General features: G+C 32.5%; 17 protein-coding genes. 9 read left to right on the top strand and 8 right to left on the bottom strand.

All coding sequences use genetic code 11. The features are described 5' to 3' along the window. Window positions 1-150: 150 nt before the first annotated feature. The 6 genes from MK115_RS06710 to MK115_RS06685 form a co-directional block, all read right to left on the bottom strand. On the bottom strand, window positions 151-1,692 hold the full coding sequence (locus MK115_RS06710; RefSeq protein WP_287610459.1) for an NAD(P)H-quinone oxidoreductase subunit 4: 1,542 nt from the start codon (window positions 1,690-1,692) through the stop codon (window positions 151-153). Between the two features lie 79 nt (window positions 1,693-1,771). After that, on the bottom strand, window positions 1,772-2,719 hold the full coding sequence (thrB, locus tag MK115_RS06705; protein ID WP_287610457.1) for a homoserine kinase: 948 nt from the start codon (window positions 2,717-2,719) through the stop codon (window positions 1,772-1,774). A 9-nt stretch (window positions 2,720-2,728) separates the two neighbouring features. Next, window positions 2,729-3,763 carry a glucokinase gene (locus MK115_RS06700; protein ID WP_287610455.1) on the bottom strand — a complete coding sequence of 345 codons (1,035 nt, stop codon included), beginning with the start codon at window positions 3,761-3,763 and terminating at the stop codon, window positions 2,729-2,731. A gap of 10 nt (window positions 3,764-3,773) precedes the next feature. After that, entirely contained in the window at window positions 3,774-5,690 is a 1,917-nt protein-coding gene (thrS, locus tag MK115_RS06695; protein ID WP_287610453.1) for a threonine--tRNA ligase, read from the bottom strand. 3 nt (window positions 5,691-5,693) lie between these two features. Next, window positions 5,694-6,710: a tryptophan--tRNA ligase gene (trpS, locus tag MK115_RS06690; RefSeq protein WP_287610451.1), complete on the bottom strand. Its 1,017-nt coding sequence runs from the start codon at window positions 6,708-6,710 to the stop codon at window positions 5,694-5,696. After that, window positions 6,700-7,122: a DUF8668 family protein gene (locus MK115_RS06685; RefSeq protein WP_025971923.1), complete on the bottom strand. Its 423-nt coding sequence runs from the start codon at window positions 7,120-7,122 to the stop codon at window positions 6,700-6,702. Before MK115_RS06685 ends, trpS begins: the two co-directional genes overlap by 11 nt. Before the next feature lie 165 nt (window positions 7,123-7,287). Between MK115_RS06685 and MK115_RS06680 the strand changes: the two genes are divergently transcribed. The 5 genes from MK115_RS06680 to MK115_RS06660 are packed head-to-tail and all read left to right on the top strand — an operon-like array spanning window position 7,288 to window position 12,364. Next, window positions 7,288-8,622, top strand: a complete 1,335-nt coding sequence (locus tag MK115_RS06680) for a YcjF family protein (RefSeq protein WP_287610448.1) — start codon at window positions 7,288-7,290, stop codon at window positions 8,620-8,622. A gap of 20 nt (window positions 8,623-8,642) precedes the next feature. Further along, entirely contained in the window at window positions 8,643-9,542 is a 900-nt protein-coding gene (locus MK115_RS06675) for a metal ABC transporter substrate-binding protein (RefSeq protein ID WP_287610446.1), read from the top strand. A 3-nt stretch (window positions 9,543-9,545) separates the two neighbouring features. Next, window positions 9,546-10,310 (top strand): metal ABC transporter ATP-binding protein, encoded by a 765-nt coding sequence (locus MK115_RS06670; protein WP_287610444.1) that lies wholly within the window; start codon window positions 9,546-9,548, stop codon window positions 10,308-10,310. A gap of 12 nt (window positions 10,311-10,322) precedes the next feature. Beyond that, a complete protein-coding gene (locus tag MK115_RS06665; RefSeq protein ID WP_032514960.1) occupies window positions 10,323-11,195 on the top strand; it encodes a metal ABC transporter permease in 873 nt (290 codons plus the stop codon). Next, window positions 11,192-12,364: a DUF4336 domain-containing protein gene (locus tag MK115_RS06660; RefSeq protein ID WP_287610441.1), complete on the top strand. Its 1,173-nt coding sequence runs from the start codon at window positions 11,192-11,194 to the stop codon at window positions 12,362-12,364. The genes MK115_RS06665 and MK115_RS06660 overlap by 4 nt, the downstream gene beginning before the upstream one ends. 6 nt (window positions 12,365-12,370) lie before the next feature. Here MK115_RS06660 and MK115_RS06655 read toward each other — a convergent pair whose 3' ends face one another. Both MK115_RS06655 and lepB read right to left on the bottom strand, forming a co-directional pair. Continuing rightward, window positions 12,371-12,706 carry a DUF760 domain-containing protein gene (locus MK115_RS06655; protein WP_012007422.1) on the bottom strand — a complete coding sequence of 112 codons (336 nt, stop codon included), beginning with the start codon at window positions 12,704-12,706 and terminating at the stop codon, window positions 12,371-12,373. A 45-nt stretch (window positions 12,707-12,751) separates the two neighbouring features. Then, window positions 12,752-13,336, bottom strand: a complete 585-nt coding sequence (gene lepB / locus MK115_RS06650; RefSeq protein WP_287610433.1) for a signal peptidase I — start codon at window positions 13,334-13,336, stop codon at window positions 12,752-12,754. 50 nt (window positions 13,337-13,386) lie between these two features. On the opposite strand from lepB, the gene menD reads away from it, so the two are divergent. The 4 genes from menD to MK115_RS06630 are packed head-to-tail and all read left to right on the top strand — an operon-like array spanning window position 13,387 to window position 18,916. Beyond that, window positions 13,387-15,150 carry a 2-succinyl-5-enolpyruvyl-6-hydroxy-3-cyclohexene-1-carboxylic-acid synthase gene (gene menD, locus MK115_RS06645; RefSeq protein ID WP_287610431.1) on the top strand — a complete coding sequence of 588 codons (1,764 nt, stop codon included), beginning with the start codon at window positions 13,387-13,389 and terminating at the stop codon, window positions 15,148-15,150. Between the two features lie 35 nt (window positions 15,151-15,185). Beyond that, window positions 15,186-16,043, top strand: a complete 858-nt coding sequence (gene menB, locus MK115_RS06640; RefSeq protein ID WP_287610430.1) for a 1,4-dihydroxy-2-naphthoyl-CoA synthase — start codon at window positions 15,186-15,188, stop codon at window positions 16,041-16,043. A 35-nt stretch (window positions 16,044-16,078) separates the two neighbouring features. After that, complete coding sequence (gene glgA / locus MK115_RS06635) at window positions 16,079-17,530, top strand: glycogen synthase GlgA (protein ID WP_287610429.1); 1,452 nt, start codon at window positions 16,079-16,081, stop codon at window positions 17,528-17,530. A gap of 12 nt (window positions 17,531-17,542) precedes the next feature. Beyond that, window positions 17,543-18,916 (top strand): UDP-N-acetylmuramoyl-tripeptide--D-alanyl-D-alanine ligase, encoded by a 1,374-nt coding sequence (locus tag MK115_RS06630; protein WP_287610428.1) that lies wholly within the window; start codon window positions 17,543-17,545, stop codon window positions 18,914-18,916. The last annotated feature ends 1 nt before the right edge of the window (window position 18,917 follow it).

Here is an 18,917-nt window from a genome sequence, read left to right as displayed (position 1 = left end):
TTTGATAAATTTTTCTCTATGTTTTCAAAGTCTTTGGCAATCTTTTCTAGTACTAGGGGAAATTGTTTACTTATGTTTTCGGGAGTAAATTTTTTAAATTCTGGTAATTCTCCATATTTAAAAATTGAGGTATCCATTTATTAAAATAATTTAATTAACTAAAGTTGGTATTAATCCAACCAATTTAGCTAAAGTAAGCTGCTGACTGAGAGCATTGGTTGAAGATTCGTATAAATTTATGGCGATTTTGGGCCAAAAACCTATTACCAATGTAGGCAACAATAAACTGAAACCAATAGTCAATTCTCTACCATTCATCTCTTTAACTGTAGCTAGTGCAGGAATTCTAGGGCCAAAGAATACTCTTCTACACATTGATAATAGATATATTGGTGTTAGAACTAATCCTATGGCTGCAATTAGAATCGTGATTGATCTAAAGATAGAGCTAAATCCTTCTTGACTAGTGATACCTAAAAATACAGTTATTTCACTTATAAAACCGCTCATCCCAGGTAGTGCTAGAGAGGCCAAAGAGCTTGCTAAGAAAAAAGCAAAAGTTATTGGCAAGACTTTTGCCAAACCGCCCATATTTGGTATCGAAAGAGTATTTGTTCTTTCATAGAATGAGCCCGTAACAAAAAACATAGCTGCAGCTATAAGTCCGTGACTGATCATTTGGAGCATTGCTCCGCTTATACCTAAAGCATCTACTGCTCCAATCCCTAATAGAACAAAACCCATATGACTCACAGAGCTACATGCAATTCTCCTTTTAACATTATCTTGTGCAAATGCATTTAGAGCTCCGTAAATTATATTAATGATTCCAAGAATAATTAACGCAGGTGCAATTTGAAGATGTACTTCAGGTAGTATTTGAACATTGAATCTTAAGAGAGCATAACCTCCCATTTTTAAGAGTATTCCAGCTAGTAACATTGAAACTGGAGCATTAGCCTCTCCATGTGCATCGGGTAACCAAGTATGTAATGGAAAGATAGGAAGTTTTACTCCAAAACCAATTAAAAATCCTAAATAAGATAATAAAGCTAGGCTGCCCGTTACATGTTTATTGGTTAAATCGGTAATATTTAAAGTAAAGGTATCACCACTCAAGGCAAGTGCTAACCCACTTATGAGTATTAATAAAGAAGCTAAAGCTGTATAAAGAATGAATTTAGTGGCCGCATATAATTTCTTTTTCCCTCCCCAAATCGCAATAAGAAGATATACCGGAACTAATTCAAGTTCCCATGCCAAGAAAAATAATAGGAAATCTTGAGAAAGGAAAACTAGTGCCTGTGCTGATGCTTGGACTAATAAAAGAGCAAAATATAGATTAGATTTTTTCTTAATTTTCCAACTAGCCGCAGCTGATAAAAATGTAATTAACCCACTTAAAGCTACTAAAGGAGCAGATAACCCATCTACGCCAAGAGACCACTCTAAGCCTATTGATGGTAACCAGGAAGCTCTTTCTACCAGTTGTAAAGAGCTATCTGAAGTATTGAATTTTTGAAAAAGGACGCCGATTATTAGTAAAAAATCTATAAATAAAAAACTTAATGAGATATTTCTAGGGAGTGTATTATCTTCTCCTTCTTTTGAACTCAAGAAAGGCATTATTAATGCCCCAATTAAAGGCAGTAAAACAATAGATGATAGCCAAGGAAAAGATTCTAAATTCATTTATGGAATGAATAATTTTTTTATTCTAGTTGAAGTTGTACTAGCTTGAGACTATAACATTAAAAATGCCTAAGTAAAACTACTTACCAGAGATAGTGCTAAATTGGCTGCCCGTTGTTTGAACGTTTAAGAATGGTGCTCTGCTAGCTACACCTGACTTCTCCCATGCTTTTACCATGGCTTGACTGACGTTTTTACCATTTTCTTTTTTACACAAAGCTAAGATACTTGGCCCAGCCCCACTAATTGCGCATCCTAGAGCACCTGCATTTAGTGCGGCATCTTTAACTTCTAATCCACCCTTAATAAGTTTCCATCTGTAGGGTTCATGTAGCTTATCAAACATTCCCTCTTTTATAAGTTCCTCATTTCCTGCTTTTAAGCCATTTAGTAACAAAGTAAGTGCCCCCATATTTGTCACTGCATCAGATATAGGTACATTCTTGGGCATAACCTTTCTTGCTTCACTTGTGCTTAGACGAATTGCAGGTATTGCTACAACAGCTTTAATTGAATCGTGCCAATCACATCTAATGATTCTCCATCTTTGAGAAGAAGACCTGGCTGTCAAACAAAGCCCACCCAGAAGAGAGGGAACTACATTATCAGGATGACCTTCTATATCAATGGCAAGTTCAAGGAGTTTTTCTTTGGACAATGGAGAGTTCATTATTGCATTTGCTCCGATTAGTCCAGCAACTATTGCTGTAGCACTACTTCCAAGTCCGCGTGCAGGCGGCACTGCCAACTTAACTCTTGCTTCAAGTGCAAAAGGATCCATATTTGCGCTCTCCCATACTTTCTGAGCTGCTCTAAAAACTAAGTTTTCAGGTCCTCCTCTTAAATGATTACCATCTGTACTTTCCATTATTAAATCAAATCTATCTCCACCACCTTCAATTCTTGTAAAAATAAACTCATTATACAAATCTAATGCTGCTCCAAGACAATCGAATCCAGGCCCTAAATTGGCAGTTGTGGAAGGCACTGTTACCCTTATTTTTTTACCTACTTCAGGAATAGACATTTTTTGTTTTTAAGTTTTTAAAAGCATTTTTGCTCTGCAGGCTGCACTAAAAAGTCCAAACTCTTCATCTAAAATTACTTTCATAGGTATTGTTTTAAGAATATCTTTTAATCTTCCCTTGTCGAAAAATTGTTTTAAAAATAAATCTGATTTAAAGTTTTTGAAATGTTTTGATGCGGTTCCTCCAGAAATCCATAACCCGCCAAAGCACAATTCTTGAAGAGCAACATCTCCCAATAAAGAGGCATAAGCGCCTAACCAAATCCTCTCAACTTCAATCATTAGCTGATCCCCTTCTTTAGAAAGATTACAAATTTTTTCAGGTAGTTCTTTTCTCGCAGCATCAAAAATTTTAATTTTTTTTAAATATTGTTGTAGAGGATGGTTTTGGGCATCAGGTTTGCTTAGTCTCCATTCGGCAATTCTTGATAAACCAGTGCCGCTAATAATTCTTTCACAAGATATCCTTTCAACTTTTAGGTAATTCTTAAGCCAAATTTTTAATTCCCATTCTAATTTTGACTTTGGGGAGTACTCAACATGACCACCTTCACTAGCTAAAACTTTTACCTTTTCCCCTGATATTATTCCTCTTGCAATGCCCAAACCAGTCCCCGCTCCAACAATGGCATGCAAATCATTATTAGTACCTTCACAATTGGATCCATTTTGGATAGTAGAATATTGATTTTTTTTTAAAAAAGGTATTCCATAAATTTGTACAGCGAAATCATTTATTAGCTCGCAGCTTTTAAAATTAAATTTGTTCTGTAAAGCATTTCCAGAAATATTCCATGACAAGTTAATGATTTTTGCGTTGTTGTTAGATAAAGGACCAGCTACAGCGAAACATGCAGAAGAAGGATGAGTAATATTTTTGCATTCATTTTTGAGAAAATCTTCTAGGATTAGTTCAAAAGAATCCCAATCAGAAGATATATATTTCTTTTTGAATATTAACTTAGGCGAATTATTATTTATTTCTTTTTCGAAAATTCCTAATAGAACCTTTGTACCTCCTAAATCACAAGCGAGAAAATTCATATATTAGAAATTATTCTGTTCTCCCTTTTTTTTCTATTAATTCATCCATTAATTTGTATAGATTAGGTAGGTCGAAAATTCCTAAATTTGTTCCATCCAAAGCTCTTAAAGCGACTGAATCAATTTCCTCTTCTTTATCTCCAATAACTGCAATTAAAGGAACTCTCCCGAGAGTTGCCTCTCGTATTTTATATCCTATTTTTTCATTCCTAATATCAACTTTTGATCGGTAACCATTATTATTTATTAATTCATTAAACTTTAAACACTTTTCAATATTTCTATCAGTAATGCTCAATAAAATTATTTGATAAGGTGCAAGCCAAATTGGGAATTTTGCCTCATATTGTTCAATTAAGATTCCGATAAATCTCTCAAAGGATCCTAAAATTGCTCTATGAAGCATAACTGGATTTCTTTTCTCATTATCAATATCTACATAAGTTGCATCCAATCTAATAGGCATTGAGAAATCAACCTGAATAGTTCCGCATTGCCAAACTCTATTAAGACAATCCTTTAACGAGAATTCTATTTTTGGACCATAAAAAGCACCTTCTCCAGGTTGTAGTTCCCATTTTAGATTCTTATTATCGAGAGCTTTGGTAAGAGCCTCTTCTGATTTATCCCAAATATCTTCACTACCTACCCTTTTTTCAGGACGAGTTGATAATTTGATAATGATTTCATCAAAACCAAAAGTTTTATAAACCTCGAAAACAAGATCTATAAAAGTAGATACCTCTTCTTGAATTTGCTCTTCTGTGCAGAATATGTGTGCATCATCTTGAGTAAAGTTTCTTACTCTCATTAAGCCGTGTAGTGCACCAGAGGGCTCATTTCTGTGACAAGAACCAAATTCAGCAAGACGAATAGGTAAATCCTTATAACTTTTTAAACCTTGATTAAATACTTGAATATGGCATGGACAATTCATTGGTTTAATTGCATAAGTTCGATTTTCTGATGCAGTAGTGAACATATCGTCTCTAAATTTTTCCCAATGACCGGATTTTTCCCAAAGAGATTTATCAACAGCTTGTGGGGTTTTAATTTCTAAATAATCATTTTTTTTGAGTATTTCTCTTATGTACTTTTCCAGTACTTGGTAGATTGTCCATCCATTTGGATGCCAAAAAATCATTCCTGGAGATTCTTCTTGTATATGAAATAGTGAATGTTTTTTACCAAGTTTTCTATGATCTCTTTTTTCCGCTTCTTCAATTCTTGTTAAATAATCTTTGAGTTCTTTTTCTTTTGCCCATGCAGTTCCATATATTCTCTGTAATGATTCATTCTCACTATTACCTCTCCAATATGAACCTGATAATTTAAGTAATTTAAAGTGTCTCAAATGTCTAGTGTTAGGAACGTGAGGCCCTCTACACATGTCGATGTATTCTTCGTGCTTGTATAAATTGATGAGACCTTCTTCAGGAATTTCTTCAATTATTCTTAATTTAAAAGTCTCATCTCTTTCTTTAAAAGTTTTAATTGCCTCTTCTTTAGAAACTTGTAAAATTTCAACGTCATAGTTTGTTTTTATTAATTTATTAATTCTATTTTCGATTTTTATTAAATCTTCAGGAGTAAATCTGTATTCAGAAAAAATATCGTAATAAAAACCATCTTCAATTACAGGCCCAATCGCCATTTTAATATCAGAGTAAATTTGTTTAACTGCATGACCAATAAGGTGAGCGAAGGAATGTCTTATTATTTCAATTCCTTCTTTATCTTTTGATGTGATGATTACAACTTTGGAATCTTTATTTATAGGAATTGTTGCATCAAGAAGAACATCATTTACTTTCCCAGCAATTGTTGCTTTAGCTAATCCAGCGCCTATACTCTGGGCAATTTCTAGAATAGTTACAGATTTTTCGAAAACCTTTTTTGAACCATCAGGTAAGGTAATTATTGGCATAATTTATTTCTCCATTTCAAAGAATCCCAATTTTGATTTAACTCTTTTTAAAGTCTGATTTGCTAAATCTTCAGCTTTTTCCTTCCCTTCATTAAGGATTTTATTTAGTTGATAGGGATCATTAATTAATAATTTATATTTTTTCTGAATAGGTTCTAGTGATTCAATAAGTTGTTCGGTAATTAATTTTTTAAATGTCCCCCATCCAGTCTCTGAGAATTCATTTTCACATTGAGAAATTTCTTTGCCAGATAATATTGAATAAATCATCAAAAGATTTTTAGATTCTGGTCTCTCAGGGTTGTTAAATTCAATTCCAATAGAACTGTCACTTTTTGCTCTTTTAATTTTTTTTGTGATTATTTCAGGAGGATCTAATAAGTTAATGCGACTGCCCTCATTAGGATCACTTTTGCTCATCTTTTTTGAACCATCAATTAAACTCATTATTTTTGAACCATTCTTCATGATGATTGGTTGAGGGATCTTTAAAATATTTTTATCCTTACTAAATCTGGCATTAATTCTCTGTTGTGCAATATCTCTCGCAAGTTCAAGATGTTGTTTTTGATCCTCACCTACTGGTACGAAGTCAGCATCATAAAGAAGGATGTCTGCAGCCATAAGTATTGGATAGTCAAATAATCCAATAGATACATTATTACCTTGTTGTATGGATTTTTCTTTGAATTGAATCATTCTTTCCATCCAATTTATTGGGGTCATGCAATTTAATATCCAACAAAGTTCTGAATGCGCTGAAATCTGACTTTGGACAAAAATTGAACATATATTTGGATCTATCCCACAAGCGACGTACAAAGCCGCTGTAGAGATAGTGTTTTTAGATAATTCTTTGGGATTATATGAGGCTGTTATTGCGTGCAAATCAACTACACATAGAAATGTTTCATATTGCTCTTGAAGCGTAACCCAATTATTTATGGCCCCAAGCCAATTCCCAATATGTAAATCACCAGTTGGTTGAACTCCCGAAAGAATTCTTTTTTTATTTGCCATCCTCTTCTACTTCGCTAGATTGGATCTCTTCAGTTGATGTACTTTTTACAGGTCTTGCAAAAGGGTCAGGTGCTGTTTTTGTCTTTTCTTCATAAGAATTTTGTGATTGTCTACTCGGAGAAGAGTTTTTATTATTTTTTGCATATTCTTTGATTGATTCAATCAATTTTTCGTCTTTGATCATTTCGCTAAGTGTTCTAACAGAGAAACCCAGAACTGCAACGGTAGATCTTAATTGAAAGGTCTCTTGTATTGATTTAACAGCTTTCATTTCGTTATCACTCAATCTTATGCGGAATCCTCCTCCATCTCTTCTGCCGCCCGATCTATCTCTGAAATTAGATCTTTCATTGTTAGAACGACCTCTGTAATTTTCTTGTCCAGGATTATTGCTGAAATTTGAATTAGACATCTTGATGTTTCTTAAGTTATTTAAATAGTCTATTAACTTAGCATCTTGTTATGCAATAAGTCTTTTTAAAAGGCTTAAATTTTTATCTTTTGATTAACGACTTATGAAATTTTGCTTTTCTCATTCACAACTTGCATTAAAATAAAATTAGAAAAATAAAGTATTGTGTTTGATATTAGTAAAGACAACCTTTTAAAGGATTTCATAAAGTTTCCAAAAAAAAATCTTCTTATTATTTTATTATTGTTAGGTTTTGGGGAATGGTTTGTCAGTGACTTAATTCATTTTGCAGGAGGCTCAATAGGATTTTTTGCGTTGTGTTTGGGGGGATATTTTTACTTGAAGAATGATAAGCCTAAATTTAATGAGCCAAATAATTTAGATGGTTGGATAAATCTATGTAATGAAGATTTAAATTTTTTTGAAGAACTTGAAGCAACAAATGAATTAGAAAAACAGAATTCAAAAAGACAAAAAACACTTGAATCTATTCTTAATAGATGTGAAAAAGAAAAAATAAGTTGCATTGGACAAAAAGATTATCAAAGTTTTCAATCTGTTTTGAAAAGTAATTTCAAAGCAGATAAGTTTGACTTTGATTTATACGAAAAACTGCCTAAATACAATTCTTCTCAAGTTATTCCAGAAGAAGCTTTGAAGAGTGATGCAATCTTGTATTTTATAAACTTGCCTTTGTCGGCAAATGATTTTTTGTGGCTGGAAAAGTTTCCTAAAAATATGCCAATCTGGTTGGTGGCTTTAACTTCCAACCAAATAGAAGCCAAAAATCAGATAGAAGACCTAAAGTCTCAAATTTCAAGTGACTTTATAAATAAAATTATTACTTTTGATGTGAATAAGAATGAAATAACAAATATACCTTTTTCTTTAAGGAAGTTTTTCATAAGTTCATCTAAAAATATTGAAAATACAAAAAAAAGGCTCTTGAAAGAACTTCATGTTGCCTGGCAATCTGAAATTGAAGGGATAAGAAGAATGCAGTTAAAAGGTATACAAAGAAAAAATCAAATTCTTGTCGCAACAACTGTTTTCTTATCTCCTATCCCATCAATTGATGTTATGGCAATGACAGTATTAAATTCTTTAATGATTAAAGAAATTAAGTCTATATGGGGATGTAATTGGTCTCCTGAAATTTTAGATAAAGTATCTAAAGAGATTTTAAAGACTGCAATTGCTCAGGGAGTTATTGAATGGAGTGGACAGACTCTAATTGGCATAACAAAATTACATGGCCCAAATTGGCTTGTCTCTGGAACATTTCAGGCTGTCAGTGCTGCTTATTTAACAAGAGTAGTATCAAGTTCTTTGGCTGATTTTATGGCAATAACAAAAGGAGTAGAAGAACCTGATTTGGATTTTATAAAGAAAAATTCTGAGAAAATTGTTGAAAAAGCTTTTGAAAAAGAAAAAATAAATTGGAAAGGATTTATTTCTGATCTTAGAAAACCACTTATGAAACTATCTTTTAGTTCATAATCTAAGGATGAATGTTAAATATGAAAAAAAATATTCTTTTTTTAAGTTTGTTACTTCTGCTTTCTCTTGCTTCAGGATCATGTAAGAGAATATCAAATAAAAATGAAACTAAAGAAGTAATACTGGCAAGTTTCACTGTTTTGGCGGATATAATTAGCAATGTCGCTAAAGATGATTTTATTGTTAGATCAATAACGAAACCTGGAGTTGAAGTTCATGGCTACCAACCAACTCCAAGCGATTTGGTAAATGCCTCTAATGCTTTTGTTTTTATTGATAATGGATTTGGATTTGAATTATGGGCTGAAAAATTTGTTTCTAATTTAAAAGTTAAAAGAATTACTGTCGCGGAAGATTTAGATCCTATTTTTATCAGTGAAGATTTTTATAAAGGGAAACCCAATCCTCATGCCTGGATTTCTCCAAAAAGAGGGATCCTATACGTAGATATTCTGGTGGATTCTTTATCAGAATTGAGGCCATCCAAAAGGACATTATTTGAAGAAAATGGAAAAATTTATAAAGATAAACTATCTAAAATAGATAAAGAATTCTCACTTTTTATTAATAACTTAAATAAAGACAGGAGGTATCTAGTAAGTTGTGAAGGTGCTTTTTCATATTTAACAAATGATTATGGATTAGAGGAAGTTTATTTGTGGCCAGTTAATGCTGAGAGTCAAATTACTCCCAAAAGAATGGCAAGAACAATCTCACTAGTTAAAGAAAAAAATGTTCCATCTGTATTTTGCGAAAGTACTGTAAGTAACGAATCTCAAATGGTTGTTGCAAACGAAACTGGGGCTAATTTTGGAGGAAATCTTTTTGTTGATTCATTATCTGATGATAGTGGGCCTGCTAGTTCCTATATAAAAATGCTTGAGCATAATTTGGATTTAATTAAAAAAGGGCTTTTTTGAATTATGGAATCAATCAATTATCAAAACTTTAGGATTGATGCAGAGAATATTTGCGTAGATTACAACGGTAAGGTGGCTTTGTATGATGCCAATTTAAGATTGAAACCTGGCCAGATTTGTGGGTTAGTAGGGATGAACGGGGCTGGTAAAACAACTTTTTTTAATGCTTTAACTGGCTTTGTAAATATTTCAAAGGGAAAAATTAGAATAAATGGAGAGTCTGTAAGATCTGCTCAAAAAGATCAGACAATTGCTTATGTTCCTCAAAATGAGGGAATTGATAGTCAATTTCCAATAAGTGTTTGGGATGTAGTGATGATGGGAAGATATGGTTCGATGAATATTTTTAGGTGTCCTAGAGAGTCTGATGTTCAGGCGGTTAAAGATGCTATTGAGAGAGTTGATCTTACTGATCATTTATCTACACCTATTGGAAACTTATCTGGAGGTCAGAGAAAACGAACTTTTTTAGCTAGAGCAATTGCGCAAAGAGCGTCAATATTACTTCTTGATGAGCCTTTTTCAGGTGTTGATATAAGAACTGAGAAACTTATCTCGGAATTATTTATTCAATTTAAAAATGAGGGGAAAACTATATTATTATCAACGCACGATATGATTCATGTCCGTGAATTTTGTGATTTGGTTCTTTTAATAAATAAAACTGTTGTAGCTTATGGCGAGACCTCTGAAGTGTTTACCCCTGAAAATATTACAACCACTTTTGGAGGGATCTCACCTGATTTCTTGTTTGGACCTGAATCCTAAATTTTAAATTATATGGAGCTCTGTTCTTTTTTAACTTTAGATTCATTCATAACAGATCCTTTAACTCATGACTTTATGAGAAAAGCACTTCTTATGAGTTCATTAGTTGCAGCTGTTTGTGGTTTCCTATCAAGTTATTTGACTCTTAAAGGATGGGCTTTAATGGGAGATGCAGTGTCACATTCAGTAATGCCTGGTGTTGTGGTTGCTTATGCATTAGGTCTTCCTTTCTCATTAGGGGCATTTATTTTCGGAGTTGGTTCTGTAGCATTGATAGGGTTTATTAAGCAGAAATCTAGAGTTAAGGAAGATACTGTTATTGGGTTGGTATTTACTGGATTTTTCGCTCTTGGAATCGTATTGGTTTCTAAGATTAAAAGTAATATTGATCTGCACTCTATTCTTTTTGGTAGTCCATTAGGAATATCACTTTCAGATGTAAAACAAACTATATTCATTTCTTTATTGGTAGTAATCCTTTTATCAATTTTTAGAAAAGATTTAATGCTTTATTGTTTTGATCCTAGGCATGCAAAAACAGTTGGGATTAACGTATTTTTTCTTCATTATTTACTCCTCACATGCTTATCTTTGGCAGCTGTTGTGGGCTTGCAGTCTGTTGGAATTATTTTGGTAGTTGCAATGTTGATTACACCAGGGGCTACAGCATATTTACTTACGGATAAGTTTGATAATATGACAGTAATTTCAGTATTAAGTGCAATTATCTCAAGCCTAATAGGAATCTATGTTAGTTTTTGGTTTGATCTTGAAACAGGTGGATCAATTGTCTTGGCACAAACTTTTATATTTTTATTTGCTTTTTTATTCGCTCCAAGATATGGAATATTTAAGTTAAAGAAATTATTTGCTGGGTATAAATGATAGTGGTGGAAGAAACTTTAAATAAAAAGTGGAATTGGTGGCCATTATTCCCCTTATATCCTTATGGAAAAAAGAAAACAATTTTAAGAGAATTAATTCCTGATCAAATATGGTCCTTGGAACAAATACAGGGACTTTATTATGTTGCGGTTCCAATAAGAATGACGGTAATAAAGGTTGATAATGGATTGATGCTAATAAATCCACTGCCTCCGACAAAAGAATTAATAAATGAGTTAGAAAAATTAATTGCGATTCACGGCAAAGTAAAAACAATAATTCTACCGAGTGCCTCTGGACTAGAACATAAAATCGGACTGCCAGCTCTTTCAAGAATTTTTAAAGATGCAGAAATTTGGCTTTGTCCTGGACAATGGAGTTTCCCCATAAATCTACCACTAGATTTTTTAGGAATTCCATCAAAAAGATCAAGAATACTGTTTGAGGAAGGTACTCCACATACAAACTCCTTTAAATGGTCTTCATTAGGCCCACTGAATTTAGGACTTGGAAGATATCAGGAGATAAGCTGTTTCCATTATCCTACGAAAACTCTTCATGTAACAGACGCAATAGTTGGAATAGACTCCACACCACCTGAGATATTTAATTTTGATCCAACTCCACTTCTTTTTCATTCTAGAGAGAGAGGAGATGAACCTTTGATTGACTCCATCGAACAAAGAAAAAAAGGATGGAAAAGGTTAGTCTTATTTTCATCTTTTTTGAAACCAGGTAAATTAAATATTCCACCTTTAAAAAAAATATTTAAGTATTCATTCAAAAAAGATCTTAGAAATTGGAGATCTCATTTCGGTATTTATCCCTTTTTATGGGACGAAGATTGGGAATCCTCTCTTGTTGAAATAATGGGTAAAGATACTCCTAAGATTCAAATTGCACCAGTTTTACAAAAATTAATTTTTCCGCGTTCAAAAGAAGTTTTACTTAAATGGTTAGAAAATATCAAGTCTTTTGAAGATATGGAATATTTAATTCCAGCTCATTTTACGGCACCTATAAAATTTACAATAGAAGATTGTCAAAAATTAATTAATGAAATTAATTCCCAAAAGTGGGACAAACTTCCTGAGGATAATAAATTTTTGATGGGTTTATATAAAAAGTTGTTTGAACTAGGAATAATTCCTGAAGAAGTAAATCTTTAAAAACTATTATTCTTCAATAGACATGTTTTCATCATTTTTAAGAGTTTGTTCCAGCTCTTTTCTTTGCTCCATTTGTCTTAAGAAATATCCTGTCATCATTGCAGAAGATAATAAATTAGCAATGTTGTCTTTTGAAGATGTTATTTTTACATCAAATTGATCTGAAGGAAGCATTCCAAGAAGACCTTGAACATTATGTCTAATAATTTCTTGAATATCTTCACTAGCTGATTTTGCTACTCTTTGCAAAACTTCTGGAGATTGTTTTTGTAAATATTGGATTAAATCATTCTCATCGTTTGGATCATTATTTTCAGTAGCAAGAAATTCTGGATTAAACATTTCTACAACTTCAAGATATAAAAACCCTACAACATCACGTACCCATTAATCTAAATTATTAAGGGCAGGGAACCGAATAGGTCCAATTTTATTAAACGGCCAATATCTAAAAATAGCTTTACCAATAACCTTTTCATAGGGTAAAAATCCCCAAATATGTGAGTCCATACTGTTATTTCTATTATCTCCCATCACCCATAATGACTCTTCTGGGACAATAAAAGGCCCTATAGAATAATTAATATTTTTGTCAAAAACGTAATTTTTTTGAGCGATATCATTTAAGTAAAGGTTACCGTCTCTTACTTCTACCTTGTCTCCAGGTATTCCAATTACTCTTTTTATTAGTGCAGTATCTGCTTCATAACCAGCATTAATTAATTGTTCCGGAACGTTAAAAACAACTATTTTATTTTTTAATTTTGAAAGATTTGATTTGGATGTGATTTTGGGGGTTACTTTCTCAACAAGAATTTTATCTTGTATTTGAAGAGTTGGAAGCATTGAACCGGATGGGATCCATCTTGGCTCTATAACCTGCCATCGTATAATTAAAGCTATAGATATCCAGATTAAAAGATTTTTTAAATCCTTTAGTATTGAATTTCTTTTTTCTTGAGTTGTAGACATGTTTTATTTAATTCAGTTATAAGGAAAATCCCAAAGCATTTATATAAATTATGACATCATCTATTGAATGCAAAAATTTTCTTAGAAGTTTACAACTTTTGAATCTTCTTATAAAAATAGGAGTTCAAAATTTAATACTATGTCCTGGTAGTAGATCAGCACCTTTAGCAATAGCTGCTGGAGAATTAAATAAATTAGGACTGGTAAATATTTTTAATTCAATAGATGAGAGATCTGCGGGATTCCACTCTCTTGGGATTTCTGCTGCATCAGGTAATCTTTCTTTAGTTATTACCACTTCTGGGACTGCCGTAAGTAACTTATTGCCAGCAGCAGTTGAGGCAGACCGATCTTGTAAAGGTATTATATTTCTTACTGCTGATAGACCCTTAAGATTAAAAGATTGTGGCGCTAATCAAACAGTAAATCAAGAAGATTTTTTGAGTTCAGTCTGCAGAAGAGTTTTAAGTACAAATCTAAATGGACTTCATGAAACACAAGAAAATGAAATCTTAAATTTAGTTCGAATTACTGAGAAACAAATATCAACCTTCCCTGGTCCTATTCATTTAAATATTCCTATTGATAAGCCTTTAGGTATTTCATTTTTAAATAAAAAAAATGTTTTAGAGGTTTTTGAGAGAATTTATTTAAAGAAAAAATATATATTTCAGGAAGTTGAAATAAAGTCTGATAAAAACAAATTCTTAGAAATTTCAAAAAGTTTAAATTTAGATGAATCCGGCATTATTTTGGTAGGTCCCTATCAAGGTTCCATAAATGATTTAATTTCTTTCAATAAATCTTTAGAAAGATTGCAAGAAATTACTGGTTGGCCAGTATTTGCTGATCCTGTTTCAGGAGTTAATTCTGATTTGAGAGGATTAGTTGTGAATTGGGAATTAGTCTTAAGAAAAAATAAAAATTCAATAAATTGTCATCAACTTTTGAGGCTTGGCCCTATGTCATCCTCAATTGATTTGGAGAAGTTTTTAATAAACTTCAAAGGGATACAAATTCTTATAAAAGAAAAAAACTATAGAAAATTGGACCCTATAAAAAAATCATTTGAATATGATTTTGGGCTATCAAATTTTACTACTCTATTGCTAGAAGAATTATCAATTAACGAAAAAAACAAAAAGTCTCTTACTCCGATGGCTTTAAATCTAATAGAGGAAGGCGAGCAGATTAAAGAAATTTTAAAAGAGAAAATTACTCAAGATAATCAAATTACTGAGTATATGCTTGCAAATCTTGTTCCAAAACTTTGGCCAGCTGAAAATCCTATAATGCTCTCCGCGAGTAGCCCGATTAGAGATTGGCTTACATTTTCAGAAAATGGTACTTTAACAAGAAATTGTTTCAGCTTTAGGGGCGCTTCTGGCATAGACGGTACTTTATCTCTTGCATTAGGTATTTCTAGAATTAAAAATCCTCTACTTCTTGTGACTGGAGATTTGGCTTTTATTCATGATATAAACGGTTGGCTGATTGAAAATTCAATCGACATGAATTTAACAATTCTTCTAATAAATAATAATGGCGGAAATATATTTAATCGTATTTATAAAAAAAATTTAAAAGAAGATGAATTAAAAAAACTTTTTCTTATGCCAAAAGAAATAAACTGGCCAAAACTCGCAGAGGGCTATCAAGTAAACTTTAAAAGTGTGGCAAATTTTAAAAAATTACGAGAGGCATTCGATTGGAGCATTTCTATCCAGAAATCTGTAATAATTAAAGTTGATATTGATCCAGAAAATGAAATTTGTGAAAAAAATGCCCTGCTAGAAAAAATAATTGGCAGTTAAATTTATCATTTTCTATCTTTGAATAATTAGGTTTCATGAAAGTATTACCTGGTAAAACAACTTTAAATTGGTCAGAATGCAAATCTTATGAGGATATATTGTTTCACAAATCAGATGAGGGAATTGCGAGAATTGCAATTAATCGGCCTGAAAAAAGAAATGCATTTAGGCCACAAACTGTAGATGAACTCATTAACGCATTTAATATCGTAAGAAATGATGAAACTATTGGCGTAGTTCTCTTTACAGGTGCGGGACCTGACAAGAAAGGTATTTATTCTTTTTGCTCTGGAGGTGATCAGAGTGTAAGAGGTGAAAATGGATATAAAAATGATGAAGGGAAGCAGAGATTAAATGTACTTGAACTTCAAAGATTAATAAGAAGTTTGCCTAAAGTGGTTATTGCCTTAGTTCCTGGTTTTGCAATTGGAGGAGGCCAGGTACTTCATTTAATTTGTGATCTCAGTATCGCCTCTGAAAATGCAATATTTGGTCAAACAGGTCCAAGAGTTGGTAGTTTTGATGCGGGTTTTGGATCTAGTTATTTGGCAAGACTTGTTGGTCAAAGAAAAGCAAAAGAAATTTGGTTTTTATGTAGAAAATATAATTCCAAGGAAGCTCTTAAGATGGGCTTGATAAATGCAATTACAAAGATTGAAGAATTAGAAGCTGAGGGTGTAATCTGGGCAAGAGAGATTTTACGAAATAGTCCAACTGCTATTCGTATTCTTAAAGCTTCATTCAATGCGGAGAATGATGGGATTGCAGGTATTCAAGAATTATCTGGATACACAACTCAATTATTCTATTCGACTGAAGAAGCTCAAGAAGGTAGAGATGCCTTTCTTGAAAAGCGTCCACCAGACTTTTCTGACTATAAGTGGACACCCTAGTTTATTTTTCAAAAGAACTTTTTAAATAATTATCAATGAGAATTCTTCTTGCCGCTGCTGAATGTGCTCCAATGATCAAAGTTGGAGGTATGGGAGATGTGGTTGGTTCGTTACCTCCATCTTTGATAAAACTTGGTCACGATGTAAGGGTAATAATTCCAGGATATGGAAAATTGTGGAGTCTTTTAGAGGTATCGAATGAACCAGTCTTTAGAGCAAATACAATGGGCACTGATTTCGCCGTATATGAAGCAAAACATCCCATTCATAATTATGTGATTTACCTAGTGGGTCATCCAACATTTGACTCTGACCAAATATACGGAGGCGAAAATGAGGACTGGCGCTTTACATTTTTTGCTAGTGCCACTGCAGAATTTGCCTGGAATTGTTGGAAACCTCAAGTTCTCCATTGCCATGATTGGCACACTGGAATGATTCCTGTGTGGATGCATCAGGACCCCGAAATTAGTACTGTCTTCACAATTCATAATTTAAAATACCAAGGCCCTTGGAGATGGAAACTTGAAAAAATGACTTGGTGTCCTTGGTATATGCATGGAGACCACACAATGGCTGCGGCAATGTTGTATGCAGATAGGGTCAATGCTGTTTCTCCGACTTATGCAGATGAGATTAAAACCCATGAATACGGGGAAAGCCTCGAAGGATTACTTAATTACATTTCAGGTAAATTAAGGGGAATTCTTAATGGCATAGATCTTGATGAATGGAATCCAGCCAAAGATCCAGTTTTACCTGCAAAATTTAGTATTAAGAATTTAGAAAATAGGCTAGAAAATAAAAAAATTCTGCAGAGAGAAATGGGTCTCGAAGTTAATCCTAAAAAATATCTTTTAGGTATGGTCAGTAGGTTAGTTGATCAGAAAGGGGTTGACTTACTTTTACAAGTTTCAAGAAGACTATTAGCCTATACAGATTCTCAAATTGCTGTTTTAGGGACTGGAGATAGATATTTAGAGTCTGGATTATGGCAACTGGCATTAGATTACCCAGGAAGATTCTCAGTATTTCTTACCTATGATGATTCTTTATCAAGGCTTATCTACGGTGGCTCTGATGCATTTTTAATGCCAAGTAGATTTGAACCTTGTGGAATTAGTCAACTCCTTGCTATGAGATATGGCTCTATCCCTATAGTAAGGCGAGTTGGAGGTTTAGTTGATACAGTTTTACCTCATGATCCAGAAAATAATATTGGAACTGGTTTTTGCTTCGATCGCTTTGAACCTATAGATTTCTATACATCTTTAGTAAGGTCTTGGGAGGCCTTTAGGCATAAAGATAGTTGGGAATTACTACAAAAAAGAGCAATGAGTCAAGAATTTAGTTGGCAAAGATCGGCACTCGAATACGAAATTATGTATAAAGATGTTTGTGGAATAAAAGAACCATCTCCAGATTTTGCTGAAGTTGAAAAATTCTCTTACGGACAATCAGCTGATCCATCTTTAAAAAAAGTATGACTTAATTTTTTAATGGAATTCTCTTTATCAGAATTAAACAATGTTTTGGGGGATATTAAAAATCTGAGCGAGGGGAAAAGAGATTTTTTAAATTTTAAAAATATAAGTATTGATAGTAGAACTTTATTAAAAAATGATCTTTTTATAGCTATCAAGGGTAAAAATTTTGACGGACATAGTTTTCTTCCAGAGGTTTTAAATAAAGGAGTTAAATCAGTAGTAATTAAAAAAGGGATGCAGAGATTACTTCCTAGTAATTTTCCTTATTGGGTTGTAAATGACACATTAGAGGCATTTCAAAAATTAGCATTGCTAAAAAGAAAAAAATTAAATATCCCTATTGTTGCAATAACTGGCTCAGTGGGTAAAACCACAACAAAAGAAATGATTGGTGGAGTTTTAAATAAACTTGGAAGAATTAAATTATCTCATGCAAATTTCAATAATGAGATTGGAGTTGGTCTTACTATTCTTGCTACAGATATAGAAGATAAAGTTTTAGTTCTTGAGATGGGGATGAGAGGTCTTGGACAGATCGAGAATTTATCTAAATATAGTGAACCCGATATTGCAGTTATTACTAACATTGGCACAGCTCATATTGGATTGTTAGGCTCAAAAAAAAATATTACTCATGCAAAGTGTGAAATTAGTAAGTTCTTAAATCCAGAAGGAGTTGTAATAATTCCAGCAAATGATCCATTCCTAGAAAAAACTTTAAAAGAATTTTGGAAAGGTAGAGTGATAAAAGTAAAACTATTAAATATAGAAAATCAAAAGGAGAGTTTTAAGAAAGATGATAATTTGCGAGGATTTTATAATCCTTCGAATAAAACAATTTTAATTGAAGAAAATACCTTTGAAATTTCATTTGAGGGATTTCACAATGCTTCGAATTTCTTATTTGCTTATGCAGTTGCTAAAGAGCTAGGCATTGATTTTGCAAGTTTTAATAAATTTGATTTTGTAAGTTTAGGTGGAAGGAATAAAATTCTTAAATCAGTAAAAACAACAATATATGATGAATCATATAATGCTTCGCCAGAGTCAGTAAAAGCATGTATTAAAAACCTGCTTGAAAAACCGAGAAATAAATTTTTCATATTTGGAAGTATGCAAGAATTGGGAAAAGAATCTGAAAAATATCATAAAGAAATATTCAACTTAATAAATAATTCAGATATAGAAAAGTGTTTATTTATTTGCGATAAAGAAAATGAAAAAATTTACTCCAATTATCTAAAAGATAAGAATAAATTCTTAGTTTTAAATAATATTAAAGATGTACCTCAAGAGATAAACAAATCTACAAAAAAAGGTGATTCTATTCTTATAAAAGGGAGCAGATGTTGGCAACTTGAAAAAATTATTGAATTAATTAATTAGA

It is taken from the genome of Prochlorococcus sp. ALOHA_ZT_50, from assembly GCF_022447305.1.
In the GTDB taxonomy this organism is placed as follows: Bacteria; Cyanobacteriota; Cyanobacteriia; order PCC-6307; family Cyanobiaceae; genus Prochlorococcus_A.
This window is presented reverse-complemented; position numbering and strand designations above follow the sequence as displayed.

Bases quoted from the DNA above. Each gene is read 5' to 3' on its own strand.
- MK115_RS06710 (WP_287610459.1), bottom strand. From the start codon at position 1,692: ATGAATTTAGAATCTTTTCCTTGGCTATCATCTATTGTTTTACTGCCT.
- thrB (WP_287610457.1), bottom strand. From the start codon at position 2,719: ATGTCTATTCCTGAAGTAGGTAAAAAAATAAGGGTAACAGTGCCTTCC.
- MK115_RS06700 (WP_287610455.1), bottom strand. From the start codon at position 3,763: ATGAATTTTCTCGCTTGTGATTTAGGAGGTACAAAGGTTCTATTAGGA.
- thrS (WP_287610453.1), bottom strand. From the start codon at position 5,690: ATGCCAATAATTACCTTACCTGATGGTTCAAAAAAGGTTTTCGAAAAA.
- trpS (WP_287610451.1), bottom strand. From the start codon at position 6,710: ATGGCAAATAAAAAAAGAATTCTTTCGGGAGTTCAACCAACTGGTGAT.
- MK115_RS06685 (WP_025971923.1), bottom strand. From the start codon at position 7,122: ATGTCTAATTCAAATTTCAGCAATAATCCTGGACAAGAAAATTACAGA.
- MK115_RS06675 (WP_287610446.1), top strand. From the start codon at position 8,643: ATGAAAAAAAATATTCTTTTTTTAAGTTTGTTACTTCTGCTTTCTCTT.
- MK115_RS06670 (WP_287610444.1), top strand. From the start codon at position 9,546: ATGGAATCAATCAATTATCAAAACTTTAGGATTGATGCAGAGAATATT.
- MK115_RS06665 (WP_032514960.1), top strand. From the start codon at position 10,323: ATGGAGCTCTGTTCTTTTTTAACTTTAGATTCATTCATAACAGATCCT.
- MK115_RS06660 (WP_287610441.1), top strand. From the start codon at position 11,192: ATGATAGTGGTGGAAGAAACTTTAAATAAAAAGTGGAATTGGTGGCCA.
- MK115_RS06655 (WP_012007422.1), bottom strand. From the start codon at position 12,706: ATGTTTAATCCAGAATTTCTTGCTACTGAAAATAATGATCCAAACGAT.
- lepB (WP_287610433.1), bottom strand. From the start codon at position 13,336: ATGTCTACAACTCAAGAAAAAAGAAATTCAATACTAAAGGATTTAAAA.
- menD (WP_287610431.1), top strand. From the start codon at position 13,387: ATGACATCATCTATTGAATGCAAAAATTTTCTTAGAAGTTTACAACTT.
- menB (WP_287610430.1), top strand. From the start codon at position 15,186: ATGAAAGTATTACCTGGTAAAACAACTTTAAATTGGTCAGAATGCAAA.
- glgA (WP_287610429.1), top strand. From the start codon at position 16,079: ATGAGAATTCTTCTTGCCGCTGCTGAATGTGCTCCAATGATCAAAGTT.
- MK115_RS06630 (WP_287610428.1), top strand. From the start codon at position 17,543: ATGGAATTCTCTTTATCAGAATTAAACAATGTTTTGGGGGATATTAAA.